The organism is Salmonella sp. SSDFZ54 (assembly GCF_004010735.1).
In the GTDB taxonomy this organism is placed as follows: domain Bacteria; phylum Pseudomonadota; class Gammaproteobacteria; order Enterobacterales; family Enterobacteriaceae; genus Salmonella; species Salmonella enterica.
Map to the genome: position 1 here is coordinate 2,674,477 of NZ_CP034819.1, position 22,458 is coordinate 2,696,934.

General features: G+C 53.3%; 20 protein-coding genes. 10 read left to right on the forward strand and 10 right to left on the reverse strand.

All coding sequences use genetic code 11. The features are described 5' to 3' along the window. Nucleotides 1-193: 193 nt before the first annotated feature. From deoC to deoD, 4 genes are all read left to right on the forward strand, one after another. The gene (gene deoC, locus EOS97_RS13350; RefSeq protein ID WP_001519713.1) at nt 194-973 is read left to right on the forward strand and encodes a deoxyribose-phosphate aldolase; all 780 of its coding nucleotides are present in this window, start codon (nt 194-196) and stop codon (nt 971-973) included. Nucleotides 974-1,096: 123 nt separating this feature from the next. After that, nucleotides 1,097-2,419 (forward strand): thymidine phosphorylase, encoded by a 1,323-nt coding sequence (deoA, locus tag EOS97_RS13355; RefSeq protein WP_000477838.1) that lies wholly within the window; start codon nt 1,097-1,099, stop codon nt 2,417-2,419. Nucleotides 2,420-2,470: 51 nt separating this feature from the next. Continuing rightward, nucleotides 2,471-3,694 carry a phosphopentomutase gene (gene deoB, locus EOS97_RS13360; protein WP_000816454.1) on the forward strand — a complete coding sequence of 408 codons (1,224 nt, stop codon included), beginning with the start codon at nt 2,471-2,473 and terminating at the stop codon, nt 3,692-3,694. A 209-nt stretch (nt 3,695-3,903) separates the two neighbouring features. Next, on the forward strand, nt 3,904-4,623 hold the full coding sequence (gene deoD / locus EOS97_RS13365) for a purine-nucleoside phosphorylase (RefSeq protein WP_000224864.1): 720 nt from the start codon (nt 3,904-3,906) through the stop codon (nt 4,621-4,623). A 37-nt stretch (nt 4,624-4,660) separates the two neighbouring features. Here deoD and EOS97_RS13370 read toward each other — a convergent pair whose 3' ends face one another. From EOS97_RS13370 to EOS97_RS26785, 7 genes are all read right to left on the reverse strand, one after another. Then, nucleotides 4,661-5,233, reverse strand: coding sequence for a membrane protein (locus tag EOS97_RS13370; protein WP_000841605.1), 573 nt, complete (start codon nt 5,231-5,233; stop codon nt 4,661-4,663). Then, nucleotides 5,230-7,638 carry a fimbrial biogenesis outer membrane usher protein gene (locus EOS97_RS13375; protein ID WP_000877657.1) on the reverse strand — a complete coding sequence of 803 codons (2,409 nt, stop codon included), beginning with the start codon at nt 7,636-7,638 and terminating at the stop codon, nt 5,230-5,232. Before EOS97_RS13375 ends, EOS97_RS13370 begins: the two co-directional genes overlap by 4 nt. Before the next feature lie 13 nt (nt 7,639-7,651). Beyond that, nucleotides 7,652-8,359: a fimbrial biogenesis chaperone StjC gene (gene stjC, locus EOS97_RS13380; protein ID WP_001112028.1), complete on the reverse strand. Its 708-nt coding sequence runs from the start codon at nt 8,357-8,359 to the stop codon at nt 7,652-7,654. Nucleotides 8,360-8,436: 77 nt separating this feature from the next. Further along, nucleotides 8,437-9,126: a DUF1120 domain-containing protein gene (locus EOS97_RS13385; RefSeq protein WP_000722272.1), complete on the reverse strand. Its 690-nt coding sequence runs from the start codon at nt 9,124-9,126 to the stop codon at nt 8,437-8,439. A gap of 47 nt (nt 9,127-9,173) precedes the next feature. Next, nucleotides 9,174-9,863, reverse strand: a complete 690-nt coding sequence (locus EOS97_RS13390) for a DUF1120 domain-containing protein (RefSeq protein WP_000734713.1) — start codon at nt 9,861-9,863, stop codon at nt 9,174-9,176. Between the two features lie 310 nt (nt 9,864-10,173). After that, the gene (gene lplA, locus EOS97_RS26780; protein ID WP_000209771.1) at nt 10,174-11,190 is read right to left on the reverse strand and encodes a lipoate--protein ligase LplA; all 1,017 of its coding nucleotides are present in this window, start codon (nt 11,188-11,190) and stop codon (nt 10,174-10,176) included. A 33-nt stretch (nt 11,191-11,223) separates the two neighbouring features. Beyond that, complete coding sequence (locus tag EOS97_RS26785; protein ID WP_000090067.1) at nt 11,224-11,868, reverse strand: YtjB family periplasmic protein; 645 nt, start codon at nt 11,866-11,868, stop codon at nt 11,224-11,226. A gap of 116 nt (nt 11,869-11,984) precedes the next feature. Between EOS97_RS26785 and serB the strand changes: the two genes are divergently transcribed. From serB to nadR, 3 genes are all read left to right on the forward strand, one after another. Further along, nucleotides 11,985-12,953 carry a phosphoserine phosphatase gene (gene serB / locus EOS97_RS13410; protein ID WP_001132983.1) on the forward strand — a complete coding sequence of 323 codons (969 nt, stop codon included), beginning with the start codon at nt 11,985-11,987 and terminating at the stop codon, nt 12,951-12,953. Between the two features lie 83 nt (nt 12,954-13,036). Further along, nucleotides 13,037-14,419 carry a DNA repair protein RadA gene (gene radA / locus EOS97_RS13415; protein WP_001029710.1) on the forward strand — a complete coding sequence of 461 codons (1,383 nt, stop codon included), beginning with the start codon at nt 13,037-13,039 and terminating at the stop codon, nt 14,417-14,419. A 150-nt stretch (nt 14,420-14,569) separates the two neighbouring features. Then, nucleotides 14,570-15,802, forward strand: coding sequence for a multifunctional transcriptional regulator/nicotinamide-nucleotide adenylyltransferase/ribosylnicotinamide kinase NadR (nadR, locus tag EOS97_RS13420; RefSeq protein WP_001532645.1), 1,233 nt, complete (start codon nt 14,570-14,572; stop codon nt 15,800-15,802). Between the two features lie 117 nt (nt 15,803-15,919). On the opposite strand, the gene ettA is transcribed toward nadR, so the two are convergent. Next, nucleotides 15,920-17,587 (reverse strand): energy-dependent translational throttle protein EttA, encoded by a 1,668-nt coding sequence (gene ettA, locus EOS97_RS13425; protein ID WP_000046770.1) that lies wholly within the window; start codon nt 17,585-17,587, stop codon nt 15,920-15,922. Between the two features lie 208 nt (nt 17,588-17,795). Between ettA and sltY the strand changes: the two genes are divergently transcribed. After that, complete coding sequence (gene sltY / locus EOS97_RS13430; RefSeq protein ID WP_000373267.1) at nt 17,796-19,733, forward strand: murein transglycosylase; 1,938 nt, start codon at nt 17,796-17,798, stop codon at nt 19,731-19,733. Between the two features lie 57 nt (nt 19,734-19,790). Continuing rightward, complete coding sequence (trpR, locus tag EOS97_RS13435) at nt 19,791-20,117, forward strand: trp operon repressor (protein WP_000192005.1); 327 nt, start codon at nt 19,791-19,793, stop codon at nt 20,115-20,117. Between the two features lie 101 nt (nt 20,118-20,218). On the opposite strand, the gene yjjX is transcribed toward trpR, so the two are convergent. After that, complete coding sequence (yjjX, locus tag EOS97_RS13445) at nt 20,219-20,734, reverse strand: inosine/xanthosine triphosphatase (RefSeq protein ID WP_000554310.1); 516 nt, start codon at nt 20,732-20,734, stop codon at nt 20,219-20,221. 48 nt (nt 20,735-20,782) lie between these two features. On the opposite strand from yjjX, the gene gpmB reads away from it, so the two are divergent. Then, nucleotides 20,783-21,430, forward strand: a complete 648-nt coding sequence (gene gpmB / locus EOS97_RS13450) for a 2,3-diphosphoglycerate-dependent phosphoglycerate mutase GpmB (protein WP_000942363.1) — start codon at nt 20,783-20,785, stop codon at nt 21,428-21,430. On the opposite strand, the gene robA is transcribed toward gpmB, so the two are convergent. Beyond that, entirely contained in the window at nt 21,427-22,296 is an 870-nt protein-coding gene (robA, locus tag EOS97_RS13455; protein ID WP_000371685.1) for an MDR efflux pump AcrAB transcriptional activator RobA, read from the reverse strand. The two genes, gpmB and robA, sit on opposite strands and share 4 nt — an antisense overlap. Between the last annotated feature and the right edge of the window lie 162 nt (nt 22,297-22,458).

Consider the following 22,458-nt stretch of genomic DNA (forward strand, 5'->3'; position numbering starts at 1 on the left):
CTGATGCGCTTATCGCTCGAAGAACAGACGGTGACGGCGGGATAATTTGATTCAGATCTCATTACAGTAATGCAAATTTGTACGTAGTTTTCATTAACTGTGATGTATATCGAAGTGTAATCGCGAGTGAATGTTAGAATATTAACAGACTCGCAAGGTGAAATTTTATACGGCAATGCCGTTGGAGAATGTCATGACTGATTTAAAAGCAAGCAGCCTGCGTGCGCTCAAACTGATGGATCTGACCACTCTGAACGATGACGACACCAATGAAAAAGTGATCGCGTTGTGTCATCAGGCAAAAACCCCGGTCGGGAATACGGCGGCGATTTGTATTTACCCGCGTTTTATCCCGATTGCGCGTAAGACTCTGAAAGAACAAGGTACGCCGGACATCCGCATTGCAACGGTGACTAACTTCCCGCATGGCAATGATGACATCGATATTGCGCTGGCGGAAACCCGTGCGGCGATCGCCTACGGCGCTGACGAAGTGGACGTGGTATTCCCGTACCGCGCGTTGATCGCCGGTAACGAGCAGGTGGGTTTTGACCTGGTAAAAGCCTGTAAAGACGCTTGTGCCGCAGCGAACGTATTGCTGAAAGTGATCATCGAAACCGGCGAGCTGAAAGAAGAGGCGCTGATTCGTAAAGCCTCTGAAATCTCCATCAAAGCCGGTGCGGATTTCATCAAAACCTCTACCGGTAAAGTGCCGGTAAACGCTACGCCGGAAAGCGCGCGCATCATGATGGAAGTGATCCGCGACATGGGCGTTTCCAAAACCGTTGGCTTCAAACCGGCGGGCGGCGTACGTACGGCGGAAGACGCGCAGAAATTCCTCGCGATTGCAGACGAACTGTTTGGCGCTGACTGGGCTGATTCTCGTCACTACCGCTTTGGCGCATCCAGCCTGCTGGCAAGCCTGCTGAAAGCGCTGGGTCACGGCGACGGTAAGAGCGCCAGCAGCTACTAAGCTCTGATTTGCCGGATGGCGCTGCGCTTATCCGGCCTACAAATCCAGGCCTGTAGGCCGGATAAGGCGTTAGCCACCATCCGGCGATGTAAGCCTTCTACTCTTTTCCCTCAGGAGGGTACCGTGTTTCTCGCACAAGAAATTATTCGTAAAAAGCGTGATGGTCATGCGTTGAGTGACGAAGAAATTCGTTTCTTTATCAATGGTATTCGTGACAATACTATCTCTGAAGGGCAGATTGCCGCCCTGGCGATGACCATCTTCTTCCACGATATGACCATGCCGGAGCGTGTTTCGCTGACCATGGCGATGCGGGATTCCGGTACTGTCCTTGACTGGAAAAGCCTGAATCTCAATGGCCCGATTGTCGATAAGCATTCGACCGGCGGCGTAGGGGACGTGACGTCTCTGATGCTGGGGCCAATGGTAGCGGCCTGCGGCGGTTATGTGCCGATGATCTCCGGTCGCGGCCTTGGACATACCGGCGGTACGCTCGACAAACTGGAAGCGATCCCGGGCTTCGATATCTTCCCGGACGACAACCGTTTCCGCGAAATTATTCAAGACGTGGGTGTGGCGATTATTGGGCAAACCAGCTCGCTTGCACCGGCGGACAAACGTTTTTACGCCACCCGCGATATTACCGCGACGGTGGACTCTATTCCGCTGATCACCGGTTCCATCCTCGCCAAGAAACTGGCCGAAGGACTGGATGCGCTGGTAATGGACGTCAAAGTCGGCAGCGGCGCGTTTATGCCAACCTATGAACTTTCTGAAGCCCTTGCTGAAGCGATTGTCGGCGTGGCAAACGGCGCGGGAGTTCGCACTACGGCGTTGTTAACCGATATGAACCAGGTGCTGGCTTCGAGCGCCGGTAACGCGGTGGAAGTGCGTGAAGCCGTGCAGTTCCTGACCGGTGAATACCGCAATCCGCGCTTGTTTGACGTTACCATGGCGCTATGCGTGGAGATGCTGATCTCCGGTCAGCTGGCGAAAGACGACGCCGAAGCGCGTGCGAAATTACAGGCGGTGCTGGATAACGGTAAAGCGGCAGAAGTCTTTGGTCGTATGGTGGCCGCGCAGAAAGGGCCGAGCGATTTCGTTGAGAACTACGATAAATACCTGCCGACCGCCATGTTGAGCAAAGCGGTATATGCTGATACCGAAGGGTTTATCAGCGCAATGGATACGCGTGCGCTGGGGATGGCGGTCGTCTCGATGGGCGGCGGCCGTCGTCAGGCGTCTGATACCATTGATTACAGCGTTGGCTTTACCGACATGGCCCGTCTGGGCGACAGCATCGACGGGCAGCGCCCGCTGGCGGTGATTCATGCCAAAGACGAAGCCAGTTGGCAGGAAGCGGCGAAGGCCGTCAAAGCGGCAATTATCCTTGACGATAAAGCGCCAGCAAGCACACCTTCGGTCTATCGTCGAATTACTGAATAGTTGTATACTGATCTGATCAATTATTTTTGAAGCACTAAGTACGGAGAAGATATGAAACGTGCATTTATTATGGTGCTGGACTCATTCGGCATCGGCGCTACTGAAGACGCGGATCGTTTTGGCGACGTAGGTTCCGACACTCTGGGCCACATCGCAGAAGCTTGCGCCAAAGGCGAAGCTGACAATGGCCGTAAAGGCCCGTTGAATCTGCCTAACCTGACTCGTCTGGGGCTGGTGAAAGCGCATGAAGGCTCTACCGGTAAAATTGCCGCCGGTATGGACGGCAACGCGGACGTTATTGGCGCATACGCATGGGCGCACGAACTGTCCTCCGGCAAAGATACGCCGTCAGGCCACTGGGAAATCGCCGGTGTGCCGGTACTGTTCGACTGGGGCTATTTCAGCGACCACGAAAACAGCTTCCCGCAGGAACTGCTGGATAAGCTGGTGAAACGCGCCAACCTGCCGGGCTATCTCGGTAACTGCCACTCGTCCGGCACCGTTATTCTGGACCAGCTCGGCGAAGAGCACATGAAAACCGGCAAGCCGATTTTCTACACCTCCGCTGACTCCGTGTTCCAGATTGCCTGCCACGAAGAGACCTTTGGCCTGGATAAACTCTACGAGCTGTGCGAAATCGCCCGTGAAGAGCTGACCGAAGGCGGCTACAACATTGGCCGCGTGATCGCGCGTCCGTTTATCGGCGACAAGGCCGGTAACTTCCAGCGTACCGGTAACCGTCACGACCTGGCCGTTGAACCGCCAGCGCCGACCGTGCTGCAGAAACTGGTCGATGAAAAACAGGGCCACGTGGTGTCCGTCGGTAAGATTGCCGACATCTACGCCAACTGCGGCATCACTAAGAAAGTGAAAGCGACCGGTCTGGACGCGCTGTTCGACGCGACCCTCAAAGAGATGAAAGAAGCGGGCGATAAAACCATCGTCTTCACTAACTTCGTCGACTTCGACTCTTCCTGGGGCCACCGTCGCGACATCGCGGGCTACGCCGCAGGTCTGGAGCTGTTTGACCGCCGTCTGCCGGAGCTGATGGAGCTGGTGGGTGAAGATGACATTCTGATCCTGACCGCTGACCACGGCTGTGACCCGAGCTGGACCGGTACTGACCATACCCGTGAGCACATTCCTGTGCTGATCTACGGTCCGAAAGTCAAACCGGGCTCTTTAGGTCACCGTGAAACCTTCGCGGATATCGGCCAGACGCTGGCGACCTACTTTGGTACATCGCCGATGGACTACGGTAAAAACATGCTGTGATACCCATTGTCTTTCGCGCTGTAGATGCGTTGACTTCATTCGCTCACCCCGGTCACATAGTTAATCTATGCTCCCGGGGATTCACGAATTCGTCGCCTTCCTACAACGCGAAATCCTTAGGGTATTTCACTGTTTTTACACACGTTTTGTAGGCCTGATAAGGCGTAGCCGCCATCAGGCAATAACAACAAATTTAAAGGGAACTGAAGATGGCAACTCCACATATTAATGCAGAAATGGGTGATTTCGCTGACGTCGTATTGATGCCGGGCGACCCGCTGCGCGCGAAGCACATTGCTGAGACTTTCCTCGAAGATGTTCGCGAAGTGAACAACGTTCGCGGCATGTTAGGTTTCACCGGGACTTACAAAGGCCGTAAGATCTCCGTGATGGGCCACGGCATGGGTATCCCGTCCTGCTCCATCTACACCAAAGAGCTGATCACCGATTTCGGCGTGAAGAAAATCATTCGCGTCGGCTCCTGCGGCGCTGTGCGCATGGACGTCAAACTGCGCGACGTGGTGATCGGTATGGGTGCCTGCACTGACTCCAAAGTGAACCGTATCCGTTTTAAAGATCATGACTTCGCGGCTATCGCCGACTTCGACATGGTGCGTAACGCGGTTGACGCGGCAAAAGCGCTGGGCGTGGACGCGCGCGTGGGCAACCTGTTCTCCGCAGACCTGTTCTACTCTCCGGACGGCGAAATGTTCGACGTGATGGAAAAATACGGCGTGCTGGGCGTGGAGATGGAAGCGGCGGGCATCTACGGCGTTGCGGCTGAGTTTGGCGCGAAAGCGCTGACCATCTGCACCGTGTCCGACCACATCCGTACCCACGAGCAGACCACAGCCGCTGAGCGTCAGACGACCTTCAACGACATGATCAAAATCGCGCTGGAATCCGTACTGCTGGGCGATAAAGAGTAAGATTGTGAAGGGGGCCAGAGCAGGCCCCCTTCATCGTTTATTTCGTCAGCACTTCCCACTGTAAATTGCTTTCCAGCATGACCGTATCGGTAGAATGTGTAAATTGATTATCGTTCAAGACAGGTGTTAATGTCAGCGTGACGTTCATCATTTTCCCACTGACCTGCTGATTATTATCCATCGCGATGATACCGTTGTTATTATGTAGCAACAGACTATCCAGGGCACTGTCATTGGGAGCAAAGCTCACTCTATCAAGGGTGCTGGCAATAGGATAACTTTTACCATCTACTATCATCTGACTAACACGTACGGCGAGACCACCGTTATTTCCAAAATAAAATCGTCCCTTTTCCCCCGCTGAGGCTTGCACAAAAAGAGCAATATTCTGGCTTTCTGGGCAACTCACACTAACGTGAACCTCCTGTGAAGACATTTGATTCCAGCCTTGCTGAGAATTGACGATATCATCTTGCTTAAGCCAGCCAAAGCTGACGTTTGGCGAAGAGAACGTTATTTGGCAGTCATCGTCGGCTCGGGCTGATGGAGGGAGTAGTGCGGTGAAGATACAACATATAGCAATCCCCAACCATTTGCTGTTGGATTTCATTGACAGACTCCCTTTGCCGTTTCATAAAATGCCTCTTTATCCTGGGTTTTCTGCAGCGTGTAGTGGATGCGACACAGACGATTCATATCATCATCAGCGGCATATAACGCAGGATTATCCGCAACATCGGTGATAAATACGCGTCCGCTGTCGACAGCGCTGACCAAATAGTTATTTTTTTCATCTACAATGCTGGTGCCTTTAGGTAGCCATGAGCCGTCCGGACGCTTTACTGTCAGCATCACACGGCGTGTATTCAGCACGTTGAAATCCAGTACCCGAAAAGCGCTGTGCGCGACGGTAATATTCTTAATACCGTTTGCCAGTTCCATGCTCTTTGGTAGCGTATTCGCATTAACCTCTACGCGGGATTTCCGCCATTCAGTTAGCCCCGGAATGACGGCCTGCCCCCAGCGGTCAGTCCAGATTCGCCCCTGTGGCGTGGCGATTTCAATGCCGCTTTCTGGTTCACTCAGGCGTGCGATAGCAAAGGTATTTTTGATGGTGTAAGGCGAGAACGTTATGCCATGTTCGTGTGCAGCGATGCCTCCGCTGAAGGTTGCGTTATAGTTGCGGTAATTATCGCCATCAGTGCCGCCGCCCACGCTGAGTTGAGTGTAATGGAGATTGCTATTGAGATTACCGTTGAAGCTATTTTGCTGGTTTTTTGCATCACGATCCGCAGAAATATAGTAATGGGTATCTTTACTCAGCGAACCATTATTTTGTAGCCCGTAGGTTGTTTTATCACCTTGATTACGCATATAAGCGCCGACGCGCTGCTCACCTAGTGGAATGCTGATGTTGATGTAAAACATATCATCATCATTACTGCCGTTATGATTCTCATCATCCTGATTAACAGCGTGCTGCCAGTTAGCGGTAATTGAGGCATATTTAAATGTTTTGCCCCAGGAAGCCATTATACTGCGAGAGTCGTTGTTATTATCCGTAGCCTGATAAGTGTAATAACCCAGAGAGAAGGTACCTAACAGATTATGGTTCCAGGCGATATTAGCACTGGAGCTACTTTGGTATTCGTAAGCATCTTTATTGAGCGCATCCGTTAACTCACGGTATCCGTCGCTGTAGCGGGCGGTACTGACGTCAAGGCTAATTTCCCCGGGCAGCGCCATGCTGGCACGTAGTTCACTTTTCGCACCCTGCAGAGATTCGCCGAAGGACGCTTTACTGCCCAGCATTGAGCCGGAAAACGTCCATTTGTTGGTTGGAAGCCATTGCAGCATACCTCCTGCCGCTTGATAGTCTTGTGCCAGTACGCCAGACGCCTGCGCCAGCCAGTTTTCACTCAGTTTCCAACCATCGCTGATGTTATAGATCCAGGGGAGAGAATAGTCGCTGGTGGTATCACGTACGCGCCCTATGGACATTGTTAAGCCTGCGGGCGTGAGTTCGCGTAAATTAAAGGATACTGCCGGCACCGTGAAGGTTGTCGTTGAGCCATCGGTTTCAACGACGCTGACGTTAAGGTCGGTATTGCTGCGTATGATGGGGACATTTTCAAGGGTAAATGCCCCAGCGTTCACTGGTGCGGTATAAATAATCTGTCCGGACTGACGAACTTCAACGCGAGCCTGGTGGGTTCGGGCAATACCGTTAATGGTTACGCCTTGGGTATCCTGTGCCAGCCCTTGTTCAGGGATAAGCTGTACGCCGTTGATCGGCGCGCCACTGAATAGACTGGAGTTGACGTTGATCTGCCCAACTTGCGCACGCATTTTTTGTGCCTGAAATACGTGCTCCGCATAGGTATATAGACTATCGGTACGGTATTCTCCATCATTATTCGTCAGCATGTAGCGGCTGCGCAGCGTCCATTCCGCGAAGTTTAAGCCAGCTTCAAGGTTTGCCTGGGCATAGTTTCGGCTATCGCTACCGGATGACTCGCTGCGACTGGCGTACAGGTTATAGTTAAATAACCCGGCGGTGCCGCCTTTAATCACGTTGTTTAGCGAGAGTAAGTTATTATCCAGAGCCTGCGCCGGAACAAAAAGCTCCAGCGATTCACTGTTTGGCAGTGGGGTAATAATCGCTGAGGGATAATCTTCTTGTAGGCTATGGCATGTTTCTTTGGCGCTGATATTAAGCGGTACGAGCCCGCTGGCGCTGAGGAAATCGTCATCCACGCAAAGCTGGCCTTCTGTGTCGAAACGCGCGACCAACGACCCTCTATTTACGCCATTGATCTTTACCATGACGGTGTGGCTGCCTGGTAGAAAACGCGGCGCACGGGAAAAATATTGTGCCACGTTGGGGCTAATGCCTCTGGAGGTGAGAATACCCATGTCAAAATTCAGCTCCTCCGCCAGAGCCGGAAACGTCGTGGTCGCCAGTGAGCAATAAAGCGCAGTTTTGATGTATAGCGGCAGTTTTGAATACTTCACGTGCTAGCTCTCATCACGGCACCAGCGGTGAGGTAAAGCTGGGGACTTCAATGCCGTAACGGCTGGCAGGGTAAAAACGTACGGATGTATCAGCAGCAAGGGGCGTTTTTATACTGACGTTCAATGTTTCGCCGGGCAGAATATAGGTTTTTTTAATCGTGCCTTCGCCCCCGGAAGGTAAGAAGGTAATATTTTGGGCTAAACGTACAACGTAGGGAGACGGATTTTTGACGTTGATTGTTTGTCCGTTTCTGGACCAGGTTAATAATTTCCAGGCATCAGTAACGACCGGTAGATTTTTAGGACGAATTAATACCGGCAAATCCTGGCGTAGATTAAAACCTATTTTCATTCCCTTATTGGTAGATTTCGGAGGAATACCTTCAAACGTGACGCGTTTATAGTGCTCGACGGTGAGCGGTTCCGTGCTTTCCATAATAAAGCGTAGCTGCTGCTGCTGGCCTGCTTCAACGCGAACAACCGGTTGAGTGACATCCAGCTTCACACCATTGTCGTCAGGTAAATCAACGACGGTGGTATATAACAAAGCCGGATTGCTGTCGGTGTTTTTAACATTCATTACGCCGCTGTGTGTGGATTCTTCAATCACCAGTAGCGTAGTTTCCGGTACCATGCCGGCAGCGTTAGCCTGTGAAAAGAGTGCTGAAAAAACAAAGGGGACGCTGAGTAATAATAATGGAAGTTTAGTCACTGCTGGCATCAGAATTAGTCCTTTAATTTTGATCTGTCTCCCCATAATAAGGGAGACAGATCAATAACCTTTTTATACGGTCTGGATCAGAGATATTTAAGCGTGATGGTTGCCTGACCATCCAGAACAGTATCATCAGTAATGGCCAGCGTTGCAGTATCCTGAATGGCCAGTGAGGTTTTCAGCGGGAAAATGGCAAGAGTATACGGAACCGGTTCGGTGGTGCCTTTTGTAGCAACGGTAAACATTTCCATATTGCCGTTTTTGATAATCCCGGTGGTGGACTTCTGCCAGACTGGGCTATCAACGGTTCCTGAGATAGCGTCAGATTTTACACCATCAGCGGTAACGTTCGCGGTATCGGTGTAAATAGAGAACGCGCCGATTTTTACACCTTCGGTTGTTTTGCCAACGCCGTAGGACATTGTGGTATCAGATACTATACCATTAGTCATATTGCCATTGGCTATGGAGATAACGGATGCGCCTGGGTGGGTGTCCGCACGGTCATCGGTAATAGTCCAGGCTGCTTTGGTTGCAGACGGACAAGAGATACTCAGAGAGACATCTTTAGTGCCCAGTTGGTTTACATCGGTTGCGGAAAGTGTGGCGAGGCGGATAGTACCGTAATCAACCACGCCGCCGTCGCTGAGTTCTGGGGTACAACCGCCAACAATCAGTTGACCGGTGACTTTTAATACGGCGGTGGTGTCAGCATTCACGCTGGTTGTAGCAAAGGCTGCTGCAATTGCAGTAATAAGCAAAATTTTTTTCATTATAGTTCCATTAAAGAGGTGTTGAATATTCCATGTGAATGCTGGAGTTACAGATATACGAGTGTAAAGGTCGCCTGACCATCAAGCGTGGTGTTATCGGTAATAGCCAGTGTGTCCGTTCCCTGTATAGCGGCAGCTACGCGTATAGGAAATGTTGCGGTGGTAAAGGCGGCGGGGCCATTTTCATCGCCGACACTATATGTAGTGACAGTTGGAAATGTATTTGTAATCGCAACGAATTCGTTTCCTGCGATAGCCCAGTAATCTGGATTATTACTACTTGCCACTACCATTTTCGTCTGAATTCCATCGGCGGTCGCATTATTCAAGTCCATAGAGAGGCCGAATGAACCAATGTTGATACCACCTGCTGTTTTACCCAGACCTAGCTGATAGTTTGGTATTCTATTGTTCTGATGTCTAAATGTTGCGTCATCGATAGTCAATGATGTTACCGAATCGGGATGATTATCGGTAGCGGTCCAGCCAACTTTTGCCGGTGCAAGACACTGAATCGTGAGTGTTATATCTTTGTATCCCAGTTGATTCGTCTCAGTTGGCAGCAGATCGCTAACGGCCTTAGTACCGAAATCTACAACTCCACCATCACTTAACTCTGGTATACATGCGCCGTTGGTTAAAACGCCAGTCAGTTTTAATACAGCAGTGGATTCAACCGCTTGCGCTGAAGTTGATAATCCTATTACGACAGAGGTCGCTATTAATAATTTTTTCATCAGTAATCCCTAACGATTAAGTATATTTCCAAAGAACATGTAATGCGCGCCGGGATTCTATGAAGAGAATGATAGATTGTAAATTTAATAAAATTAAATCTTGCTTAAGAAAAACTTTAATCATCATTGGTGATGATAAATGGTTTATAATTCGCTGGGTTTATGAAGTGCGGGGAAATAATATTAATTTTAAAGATTATAGTTGTTGGCGAGTATGTTTTAACTATTTGTGCTATTCGCTCATTTTTCAGAATATGTTGTTATGTTTAAATAATATCAGAGACACATTCATCTCTCTGATATTATTCATTTAGCGCACTGCTCTGGCAATCCACGCCGATAATTCCCGCAGTTCTTTTTCCTGCTCCGGGAAATCAACCAGTAACGCTTCGCACGCCTGTTGCAGCATATCCGCGCGGTACAAACACCCTTGCAGCCGCTCGGCCAGCGCTTCCAGCGGTGCCGGGTTCAGGCTATCGGTAAACACCTGCACACGGGTAATCACACCTTTCTCGACGTCAAAATGCAGCTCGACGCCGCCCCAGGTGAAACGTTCGTCCAGTAGATGGCTGAACGCCGGTGCCTGGCCGAAATTCCACTCCCAACTGCTCTGGCGCGCAAAGGTTTCGGCAAAATTCGGCAGATCCGGCGTTTTATCCGGTGAAATCACTTCCGCGTCGACGCGTTCGCCGTAATGGGCGAAAAAGGCTTCCGTGACCGCCTGGCAGACCTGTTGATGGGTGATACCCGGTAATAGCTCGGTAAGATTGGCCACGCGGGAGCGAACGGAGGTAATCCCTTTCGCCGCAAGTTTCTTTTTATCGGGATTCAGATAGTTCGCCAGACGGCTGAGGTCGGCGTTCAACAGTAGCGTACCGTGATGGAAGCCGCGATCTTTGGTTTCGCGATAGGCTGAACCGGAGACTTTGCGATCGCCGTCCGGCGTTTTTACGACCAGATCGTTGCGTCCCGAAGCATCGGCCATAACGCCCAGCGAATTCAGTGCCGCGAGCACAATATGGGTGGAGATGGTTTTATCGTATTCCGGTTTACCGGCCATAAAGGTAAAGCAGGTATTACCGAGGTCATGGAATACCGCGCCGCCGCCGCTGCTACGGCGGGCCAGACGGACGTTATCTTCTTCCATACGCCGCGTATTACACTCTTTCCACGGGTTTTGCGCGCGTCCAATCACCACCGTATCCGCGTTGCGCCACAGGAACAGCACGCGCTGGGTGGCGGGCATCTGGCGGAAAATGCACTCCTCGACCGCCAGGTTAAACCAGGGGTCATAAGAGTCAGAAATAAGCAGGCGTAATGTAGTCATGGTGGTTTTCCTTACCTTTATTAAGCCGTCATTTTACTCTTTTTCCTCACGCTCTTCCTCTTCCGGAACAGGCTTGCTGGCCGTAAGCAGGAAGGGCGACTGCTGCCAGCGGGTGCGTTTACCTTGTAGCAAGGTGCGCGTCAGCACTACGCCTATCGCCAGCGAGAGTAGTAGCATCAGGCGTAGAATGTTGGTGGTGTTATCGACCTGCTTTGCTTCGGTGGCCAGCGTGTGGGTATCCAGCGTCAGACGCAGGTAGCCCAATGGGCCGTTTTTCCCCTGGATAGGCTCGACAATTTGTTGGTTAAAATAGCTGCCCGCTTTTTTGCCATCCAGCGCCAGCCTGTCGCGCACGTTGACGCTTTCGCCAGCGCGAGTAATAAGATCGCCCTGTTCATCATAGACGCCGGCATCCAGAATACGGCTCTCTTGCGTGAGCTGACGCAGCACGGCGTTGATGCGATTTTCATCCGGTGTTTCGCTGCGCATCAGCGGGGCGATGTTGAGCGTCACCTGGCGCGCCAGCGTGCGGGCCAGCTCTTCCAGCTGCGGATTGCGCTGTCGCTGGTGGTTTTGACTAAACCATGAAGCGCCCTGCATGAGCGCGACGAGCAGTGTGAGACAGAACAATACAATGACTGCACGATGCAGCCGAAATTTCAGTTTTGCGCGAGCCATATTCCACCTGCTGAAAATTTGAGGCTTAATGTTGCCAGAAGCGATGGTTACAAGGTAGCCTCATGCGTTATTTTCCGCGGGGCGGTTACCGGCCTGAACGATTTACAGGAGCTTTAATGCCTAACATTACCTGGTGCGATCTGCCTGAAGATGTCTCTTTATGGCCTGGTTTGCCTCTTTCTTTAAGCGGCGACGAGGTGATGCCTCTGGATTACCATGCAGGCCGCAGCGGTTGGCTGCTGTATGGGCGCGGGCTGGATAAGCAGCGTTTAACTCAATATCAGACCAAACTGGGCGCCGCAATGGTGATTGTCGCCGCCTGGTGCGTGGAGGATTATCAGGTCATTCGTCTGGCGGGGTCGCTGACGCCGCGTGCGACGCGGCTGGCGCATGAGGCGCAGCTGGATGTCGCGCCGCTGGGTAAAATTCCGCATCTGCGCACACCGGGGCTGCTGGTCATGGATATGGATTCCACGGCGATCCAGATTGAGTGTATCGATGAAATCGCGAAGCTGGCCGGTACCGGTGAGAAGGTGGCTGAAGTGACGGAGCGCGCGATGCGCGGCGAGCTTGATTTTACCGCCAGCCTGCGCAGCCGCGTGGCGACGCTGAAAGGCGCGGATGCCGATATTTTGCGCCAGGTGCGCGGGAATCTGCCGCTAATGCCAGGATTAACGCAGCTGGTGCTAAAACTGGAAGCGCTTGGCTGGAAAATCGCTATCGCCTCCGGCGGCTTCACTTTCTTCGCCGACTATCTGCGTGACCAGCTACGCCTGACGGCGGCGGTCGCCAATGAGCTGGAGATCATGGACGGTAAATTTACCGGCCACGTTATCGGCGATATTGTGGATGCTGAGTATAAAGCCAATACCTTGCTTCGTCTGGCGCAAGAGCATGACATCCCGCTGGCGCAGACGGTGGCGATTGGCGACGGCGCTAACGATCTGCCCATGATCAAAGCGGCAGGGTTAGGTATTGCCTTCCATGCCAAGCCAAAAGTAAACGAAAAGACGGAGATTACGATCCGCCACGCTGACCTGATGGGCGTGTTTTGCATTCTCTCCGGCAGCATGAACCAGAAATGATTAACCTGCCCAATGGCAAGGCGACCGTAGGCCGGATAAGCGTCAGCGCCATCCGGCAACAGCGTTAACGAAAGAGGTAAAACGTGGCAAAAGCTCCCAAACGCGCCTTTGTTTGTAATGAATGCGGGGCCGATTACCCGCGCTGGCAGGGGCAATGCAGCGCCTGCCATGCCTGGAACACCATTACCGAGGTGCGCCTTGCCGCATCGCCGACGGTGGCGCGTAACGAACGTCTGAGCGGATACGCCGGCAGTGCGGGCGTATCAAAAGTGCAGAAACTGTCTGACATCAGTCTTGAGGAACTGCCGCGCTTTTCTACCGGTTTTAAAGAGTTTGACCGTGTGCTGGGCGGCGGGGTGGTACCCGGCAGCGCCATTTTGATTGGCGGTAATCCCGGCGCGGGCAAATCAACGTTGCTGCTACAAACGCTGTGCAAGCTCGCCGAGCAGATGAAAACACTGTACGTCACCGGCGAAGAGTCGCTACAGCAGGTGGCGATGCGTGCGCACCGTCTCGGCCTGCCGACCGCTAATCTGAATATGCTCTCCGAAACCAGCATCGAGCAGATCTGCCTGATAGCGGAAGAAGAACAGCCGAAACTGATGGTGATCGACTCCATACAGGTGATGCATATGGCGGACATCCAGTCGTCGCCGGGCAGTGTCGCCCAGGTCCGCGAAACGGCAGCCTACCTGACGCGCTTCGCCAAAACGCGCGGCGTGGCGATCGTGATGGTCGGCCACGTCACCAAAGACGGGTCGCTGGCGGGGCCGAAAGTGCTGGAACACTGTATCGATTGCTCAGTATTGCTCGACGGCGACGCCGATTCTCGTTTTCGCACGCTGCGCAGCCACAAAAACCGCTTTGGCGCAGTCAATGAGCTGGGCGTCTTCGCCATGACCGAACAGGGGTTGCGCGAAGTGAGCAACCCGTCCGCCATCTTTTTAAGCCGTGGCGATGAGGTCACTTCCGGCAGTTCAGTGATGGTCGTCTGGGAAGGTACGCGACCGTTGCTGGTGGAGATTCAGGCGCTGGTCGATCACTCGATGATGGCGAACCCCAGACGCGTGGCGGTCGGTCTGGAACAAAACCGTCTGGCAATCCTGCTGGCGGTGCTGCACCGACACGGCGGTCTGCAAATGTCGGATCAGGATGTCTTCGTTAACGTGGTCGGCGGCGTGAAAGTCACCGAAACCAGCGCGGATCTGGCTTTACTGCTGGCGATGGTCTCCAGCCTGCGTGACAGGCCGTTGCCGCAGGATCTGGTGGTGTTTGGCGAAGTGGGGCTGGCAGGCGAGATTCGTCCGGTGCCGAGCGGGCAGGAGCGTATTTCCGAGGCGGCGAAACACGGTTTTCGTCGGGCGATTGTGCCTGCCGCCAACGTACCGAAAAAGCCGCCGGAAGGAATGCAGGTGTTCGGTGTTAAAAAGCTCGCAGATGCGTTAAGCGTGTTTGACGACTTATAATTCTCTGTATGTAGTGATGTTGTATAATTTGCCGGATGGCGATGCAATGCGTCTTATCCGGCCTACGGATTGATACGGATTGATGTTGTAGGCCTGATAAGCGAAGCGCCGTCAGGCAGTGTTATGCGATTTTTCCAGCAGGAGGCTCTTGTGTCATCGTTCGACTATCTCAAAACCGCGATTAAGCAGCAAGGTTGCACTCTGCAACAGGTGGCTGACGCCAGCGGTATGACCAAGGGGTATCTGAGTCAGTTACTTAACGCCAAAATCAAAAGCCCCAGCGCGCAAAAACTGGAGGCGCTACACCGTTTTCTCGGGCTGGAGTTTCCCCGTCGACAGAAAAACATTGGCGTGGTGTTCGGTAAATTTTATCCATTGCATACCGGACACATCTACTTGATCCAGCGCGCCTGTAGCCAGGTGGATGAGTTGCACATCATTATGGGATATGACGATACGCGCGACCGCGGGCTGTTTGAGGATAGCGCCATGTCGCAGCAGCCCACCGTGTCGGATCGCCTGCGCTGGTTATTGCAAACCTTCAAATACCAAAAAAATATTCGCATCCACGCCTTTAATGAAGAGGGGATGGAGCCTTATCCGCATGGCTGGGACGTCTGGAGCAACGGCATTAAAGCGTTTATGGCAGAGAAGGGAATACAGCCGAGCTGGATCTACACTTCCGAAGAGGCTGATGCGCCGCAGTACCTGGAGCATTTAGGGATTGAGACGGTGCTGGTCGATCCTGAACGCACGTTTATGAATATCAGTGGGGCGCAAATCCGCGAAAATCCGTTTCGTTACTGGGAATATATTCCTACCGAAGTGAAGCCGTTTTTCGTGCGTACCGTCGCGATTCTGGGCGGGGAATCAAGCGGCAAGTCTACGCTGGTCAATAAGCTCGCCAATATTTTTAATACCACCAGCGCCTGGGAATATGGCCGCGACTATGTCTTTTCGCATCTGGGCGGCGATGAGATGGCGTTACAGTATTCCGACTACGATAAAATTGCGCTTGGCCATGCACAATATATTGATTTTGCAGTGAAATATGCGAATAAAGTGGCGTTTATCGATACCGATTTCGTCACCACCCAGGCATTTTGCAAAAAATACGAAGGGCGCGAGCATCCCTTTGTCCAGGCGCTGATTGACGAGTATCGCTTCGACCTGGTGATTTTGCTGGAGAATAATACGCCGTGGATAGCTGACGGACTGCGAAGCCTGGGCAGTTCAGTGGATCGCAAAGCGTTCCAGAACCTGTTGGTCGAGATGCTGAAAGAAAACAATATTGAGTTCGTTCACGTTAAAGAGGCTGATTATGATGGCCGCTTTTTGCGCTGTGTGGAACTGGTGAAAGAGATGATGGGCGAGCAGGGATAAGAATCAATGCCTGATGCGACGCTTACCGCGTCTTATCAGGCCTACAGTTTCACAACGTACTGGAATCGCTGGGTTTGTAGGCCGGGTAAGCGCAAGCGCCACCCGGCATTCAGACATTTATTTGGCAATACGCTTGTACTTGATACGCTTCGGCTCCAGCGCCTCGGCGCCCAGCGTGCGTTTCTTGTACTCTTCGTATTCGGTAAAGTTGCCTTCGAAGAATTCCACCTTACCTTCATCCTGATAATCCAGAATGTGGGTGGCGATACGGTCAAGGAACCAACGGTCGTGCGAGATAACCATCGCGCAGCCAGGGAACTCCAGCAGGGCGTTTTCCAGCGCGCGCAGGGTTTCGATATCCAGGTCGTTCGTCGGTTCGTCGAGCAGCAGGACGTTGCCGCCCACCTGCAGCAGCTTCGCCAGATGCAAACGACCGCGCTCACCGCCGGACAGTTCGCCAACGCGTTTGCCCTGATCGACGCCTTTGAAGTTGAAGCGGCCTACATAGGCGCGGCTTGGCATTTCGGTATTGCCGATCTTCATGATATCCAGCCCGCCGGACACTTCTTCCCAGACGGTTTTGCTGTTGTCCATCGCGTCGCGGAACTGATCGACCGAGGCCAGCTTGACGGTTTCACCCAGCGTAATGGTGCCGCTATCAGGCTGCTCCTGACCGGACATCATGCGGAACAGGGTCGATTTACCCGCGCCGTTTGGCCCGATGATCCCGACGATAGCGCCTTTCGGCACCGAGAAGCTCAGGTCGTCGATCAGTACGCGGTCGCCGTAGGATTTACGCAGGTTGCTGACTTCAATGACTTTGTCGCCCAGACGCGGTCCTGGTGGAATAAACAGTTCGTTGGTTTCGTTACGTTTCTGATACTCAACGCTGTTCAGTTCTTCAAAGCGAGCCAGACGCGCCTTACCTTTCGACTGACGGCCTTTCGCGCCCTGACGCACCCACTCCAGCTCTTTCTCAATGGATTTACGGCGCGCCGCTTCGGCAGACGCTTCCTGCGCCAGACGCTGATCTTTCTGCTCCAGCCAGGAGGAGTAGTTGCCTTCCCACGGAATACCTTCGCCGCGGTCAAGTTCCAGAATCCAACCGGCAACGTTATCGAGGAAGTAACGGTCGTGGGTAATCGCCACGACGGTGCCTTCGAAGTCGTGCAGGAAACGTTCCAGCCACGCAACAGATTCGGCATCCAGGTGGTTGGTGGGTTCGTCGAGCAGCAGCATATCCGGCTTTTCCAGCAACAGACGGCACAGCGCCACGCGGCGGCGCTCGCCGCCGGACAGTTTTTCGACTTTGGCATCCCAGTCCGGCAGACGCAGGGCGTCAGCTGCGCGCTCAAGCTGCACGTTCAGATTATGACCGTCGTGCGCCTGGATAATCTCTTCAAGCCGGCCTTGCTCTGCGGCCAGCTTGTCGAAGTCGGCATCCGGATCGGCGTACAGCGCGTACACTTCATCCAGACGTTTGAGGGCGTTAACCACTTCCGAAACGGCCTCTTCAATCGACTCGCGTACCGTGTGTTCCGGGTTTAGCTGAGGTTCCTGCGGCAGGTAGCCAATCTTAATGCCGGGCTGCGGGCGCGCTTCACCCTCGATATCTTTATCGAGACCCGCCATGATGCGCAGCAGGGTAGACTTACCGGCGCCGTTAAGGCCCAGCACGCCGATTTTGGCGCCAGGGAAGAAGCTCAGCGAGATGTTTTTCAGAATATGACGTTTCGGCGGAACCACTTTGCCGACACGATGCATGGTATAAACGAATTGAGCCACGTTGGACTTCGCCTCTATGTTTATCGTGATGGTGAATAGATTTCAAAGGCGAAGTGTAGCCTTTTTCCCTGCCTAAGCCCAGCCAGCAGATCGCACTCGCAATAAAAGTAAAAAAGTGTCCGTAACGTGGCGCAAATGGCTATGACTGGTTAGCATAAATTCATTACGCGGCATGATGCTGCATTGGATAACAATTGAGGAAGTGCTTGTGGATAGAGCCAAACCATTTGTCTGGCGTCTCGTCGCCGCCAGCGTATGCCTGCTGACCTTTTGTCACCTCGCGCGGGCCGACTCACTGGAAGAGCAGCGTAACCGCTATGCGCAGATTAAGCAGGCCTGGGACAACCGCCAGATGGATGTGGTAGAGCAGATGATGCCGGGTCTGAAAGATTATCCGCTCTACCCGTATCTGGAATACCGTAAGATCACCGACGATTTGATGAACCAACCGGCGATTGCCGTCACGCAGTTTGTGCGCGCCAATCCTACGCTTCCGCCTGCGCGTACGCTGCAATCGCGCTTCGTCAATGAGCTGGCGCGTCGTGAAGACTGGCGCGGCTTGCTGGCGTTTAGCCCGGAGAAACCCGGCACCACGGAAGCGCAATGTAACTATTACTACGCGAAATGGAGTACCGGGCAAACGGAAGCGGCCTGGCAGGGCGCGAAAGACCTTTGGCTGACCGGCAAAAGTCAGCCGAATGCCTGCGATAAACTTTTCAGCGTTTGGCGGGCCTCCGGCAAGCAAGACCCGCTGGCGTATCTGGAACGTATTCGGCTGGCGATGAAAGCCGGGAATACGGGGTTGGTTACGGTGCTGGCCGGACAGATGCCGGCGGAATATCAAACGATCGCCTCAGCGATCATTACCCTGGCTAATGACCCTGATAACGTGTTGACCTTCGCACGCACCACCGGCGCCACCGATTTTACCCGCCAGATGGCGGAAGTCGCGTTTGCCAGCGTCGCCCGCCAGGACGCGGAAAATGCACGTCTGATGATCCCCTCGCTGGTACAGGCGCAGAAACTTAATGAGGAACAAACGCAGGCGCTGCGCGATATCGTTGCCTGGCGACTGATGGGCAACGATGTGACCGATGCGCAAGCGAAATGGCGCGATGACGCGATTATGCGCTCGCAATCGACGTCGCTTATCGAGCGGCGCGTGCGTATGGCGCTGGGGATGGGCGATCGTCGCGGTCTCAATACCTGGCTTGCCCGACTGCCAATGGAGGCGAAAGAGAAAGACGAGTGGCGTTACTGGCAGGCGGATTTATTGCTGGAGCGCGGTCGTGACGCCGAAGCGAAAGAGATCCTTCATGCTTTAATGCAGAAGCGCGGTTTTTATCCGATGGTCGCGGCGCAGCGTTTAGGCGAAGAGTACACACTTAAAATCGATAAAGCGCCCGCCAACGTAAACAGCGCGTTGACGCAGGGGCCGGAGATGGCGCGTGTACGGGAGCTGATGTACTGGAACCTGGATAACACGGCGCGCAGCGAATGGGCGAATCTGGTAAAAAGCCGTAGTAAATCTGAACAGGCGCAGTTGGCGCGCTATGCGTTTAACCAGCACTGGTGGGATCTGAGCGTACAGGCGACGATCGCTGGAAAACTGTGGGATCATCTGGAGGAGCGTTTCCCGCTGGCGTATAACGATCTTTTTACCCGCTATACCCGCGGAAAAGACATCTCACAAAGCTATGCCATGGCGATTGCCCGCCAGGAGAGCGCCTGGAACCCGAAAGTAAAATCGCCGGTAGGGGCCAGCGGCTTAATGCAGATTATGCCGGGAACGGCCACCCATACGGTGAAAATGTTTTCGATTCCGGACTACCGCGGCCCCGGCCAACTGCTGGAGCCGGAGACCAACATCAACATTGGCACCAGCTATTTGCAGTATGTCTATCAGCAGTTTGGTAATAACCGTATTTTCGCCTCGGCGGCGTATAACGCCGGGCCGGGGCGCGTGCGCACCTGGCTTGGCAATAGCGCCGGGCGTATCGATGCCGTAGCGTTTGTCGAAAGCATTCCCTTTTCGGAAACGCGCGGCTACGTGAAAAACGTTCTGGCCTATGACGCTTACTATCGCCACTTTATGGGGCAGAAAGAGGCCTTAATGAGCGACTCTGAGTGGCAGCGACGGTATTAATGCAGACGGGTTATGTTATCATTTGTACTCGTGTAACAGTACAAACGGCGGTATAACATGACCCAGCATTCCCCTTATTCATCGGCTATCGCCGAACAACGTAATCAGGAGTGGCTTCGTTTTGTGGAGTTACTCCGTCAGGCATATGCAGAGGATCTGCATCTGCCTTTATTACAACTGATGCTTACGCCGGACGAGCGTGAAGCGCTGGGAACGCGCGTGCGCATTATTGAGGAGTTGCTGCGTGGCGAAATGAGCCAGCGCGAGTTGAAAACCGAGCTGGGGGCGGGCATCGCCACCATCACGCGCGGGTCAAACAGCCTGAAATCCGCGCCGGTTGAACTGCGTCATTGGCTTGAGCAGATACTGCTGAAAAGCGCCTGATTTGCTCGTAGGCCGGATAAGGCGAAGCGGCCATCTGGCAACATCGCCGCGAAATGCCTGATGGCGCTGTGCTTATCAGGCCTACAATATAGCGCAAATAATTATCGATACACCGCGTTATGAAACGGGCTTAACGCCAGGATCACCGCCTGGTAGTAAACGCTGGAGCGCGTTAATTTTCCGGCGGTAAATACGCCAATGGCGCCCTCTTTGCGACCAATCTCGTCAATACCGGTATAGTGGGACATCACCGGGCCAAGCGCTTCTCCCTGGCGGACTCTGTCGAGAATGACGGCGGGCAGCGGCAGCGTGGCCGATCGCGCTTCACCGCGCTGAACGCCGTTATCAATCACCACCCAACTGAAGGTGGCGTCATCGTCAATTCCGGCTTCAATGGCTACCCAGAAATCAGCTTGTGGATGCAGGCGTCGCGCGTTATCCACGCGATTTCGTGCGCCAGCACGCGTTTCCTCGCTTCCGAAGGGCTGCTCCGGTACGCCGCTCTCGACGGCGACGGGCGTAATATGGCACGATCCTTCGCCGAAAATCTCTTCAAATGCCTGTAGAATTGCCTGAATTTTGGCAGGATTGGTGGTCGCAGAGATAACCTGGTGCATAATTAAGCTCAGTTTTAAAAATTTATCGCAGTATAACGGAAAAAAAACATGTTACAGGTATACCTTGTTCGCCACGGTGAAACGCAGTGGAACGCCGAGCGACGTATTCAGGGCCAATCGGACAGTCCCCTGACAGCAAAAGGCGAGCAGCAGGCCATGCAGGTAGGAGAACGCGCCCGCAGCCTCGGCATCACCCATATCATCAGCAGCGATTTAGGCCGCACAAAACGCACGGCGGAGATTATCGCCCAGGCGTGCGGGTGTGATATCACCTTTGACTCCCGCCTGCGCGAGCTGGATATGGGCGTGCTGGAAAAGCGCCAGATCGATTCGCTGACGGAAGAAGAAGAGGGCTGGCGTCGTCAGTTAGTCAACGGCACGCAGGATGGCCGCATTCCCGGTGGGGAATCGATGCAGGAGTTGAGCGATCGCGTTCATGCCGCGCTGGCGTCCTGTCTGGAGCTACCGCAGGGCAGCCGACCTTTATTGGTCAGTCACGGTATCGCGTTGGGCTGTCTGGTCAGTACTATACTGGGACTACCCGCCTGGGCGGAACGCCGGTTACGTTTGCGCAACTGCTCTATTTCCCGCATCGATTACCAGGAAAGTCAGTGGCTGGCGTCTGGGTGGGTGGTAGAAACCGCAGGGGACGTTTCGCATCTGGACGCCCCTGCATTGGATGAGCTACAGCGTTAACGGCGAATCGGGATCAGAAATTCGCAGCGCAGGTTGATAGGGCGATCGCCGGTTTTGGTATCTTCTGACGGGTAGTATCGCTCTATATCCTGCCCTTTACGACGGGTCAGATTCAGCATTGGCATACAGGTGCCGTAAACGGTCAGGATAAAATCCTGCACGCCGGTTCCTAACCCTTCATAGGTGAACATGACGTATTCACCGCCCTGCAACAGCACAGGATGCGCCGACTGAACATAGCCATCGGCCTGCTCTTGCGGCAGTGCGGTGGTATAGAATACTTCCTGCTCATCGTCTTTCTCCATGCTGGGGCGCGTTTCATTAAGCCCATAAAGCACAGGCGGAATAGTTGGCGAGTGACCGAGGAAATCATGCCAGAATTGCACGCGCATTTCGTGGCGGAAGTCGGAAATCTGTTCCAGCGAGCAGGAATAGCTCTGCGTGACGCCAAGGAGCGGCGTATCTTCCAGCGTAACGAACTGATGTTCCGGCACGGTAAACTCGCCCAGCCGTAATGGCGGGCGAATGCCAAAGGCGCTCCATTCCGAGGAGCGACGATACAGCGCTGGCGTCTGGGAAAACTGTTTCTTAAAGGCGCGCGTAAAGGTTTGCTGAGAATCGAAGCGGTACTGAAGAGCAATATCCAGAATTGGACGCGCGGTCAAACGCAGCGCCACTGCTGATTTCGATAAACGACGGGCGCGGATGTAAGCGCCAATGGCGTGGCCCGTCACGTCCTTAAACATTCTCTGCAGGTGCCACTTGGAATAGCCTGCTTTTGCCGCCACATTGTCAAGTGACAGCGGCTGATCCAGATGACCTTCCAGCCAGATTAACAGGTCGCGAATTATGCCAGCCTGATCCATAAAATATCCCCATCCTTTCAACAACGAGCACCCGATATCAGGTAAGAGGATAATAGCATTTTTTGTTCTTTTAGCATTCAGTGTTTTTTTTGAGCTTAAATGCTTTTTTTAGGCAACGTGACAGGTAATTATTCTAATCCTGTGATCTATAACCATTTTATT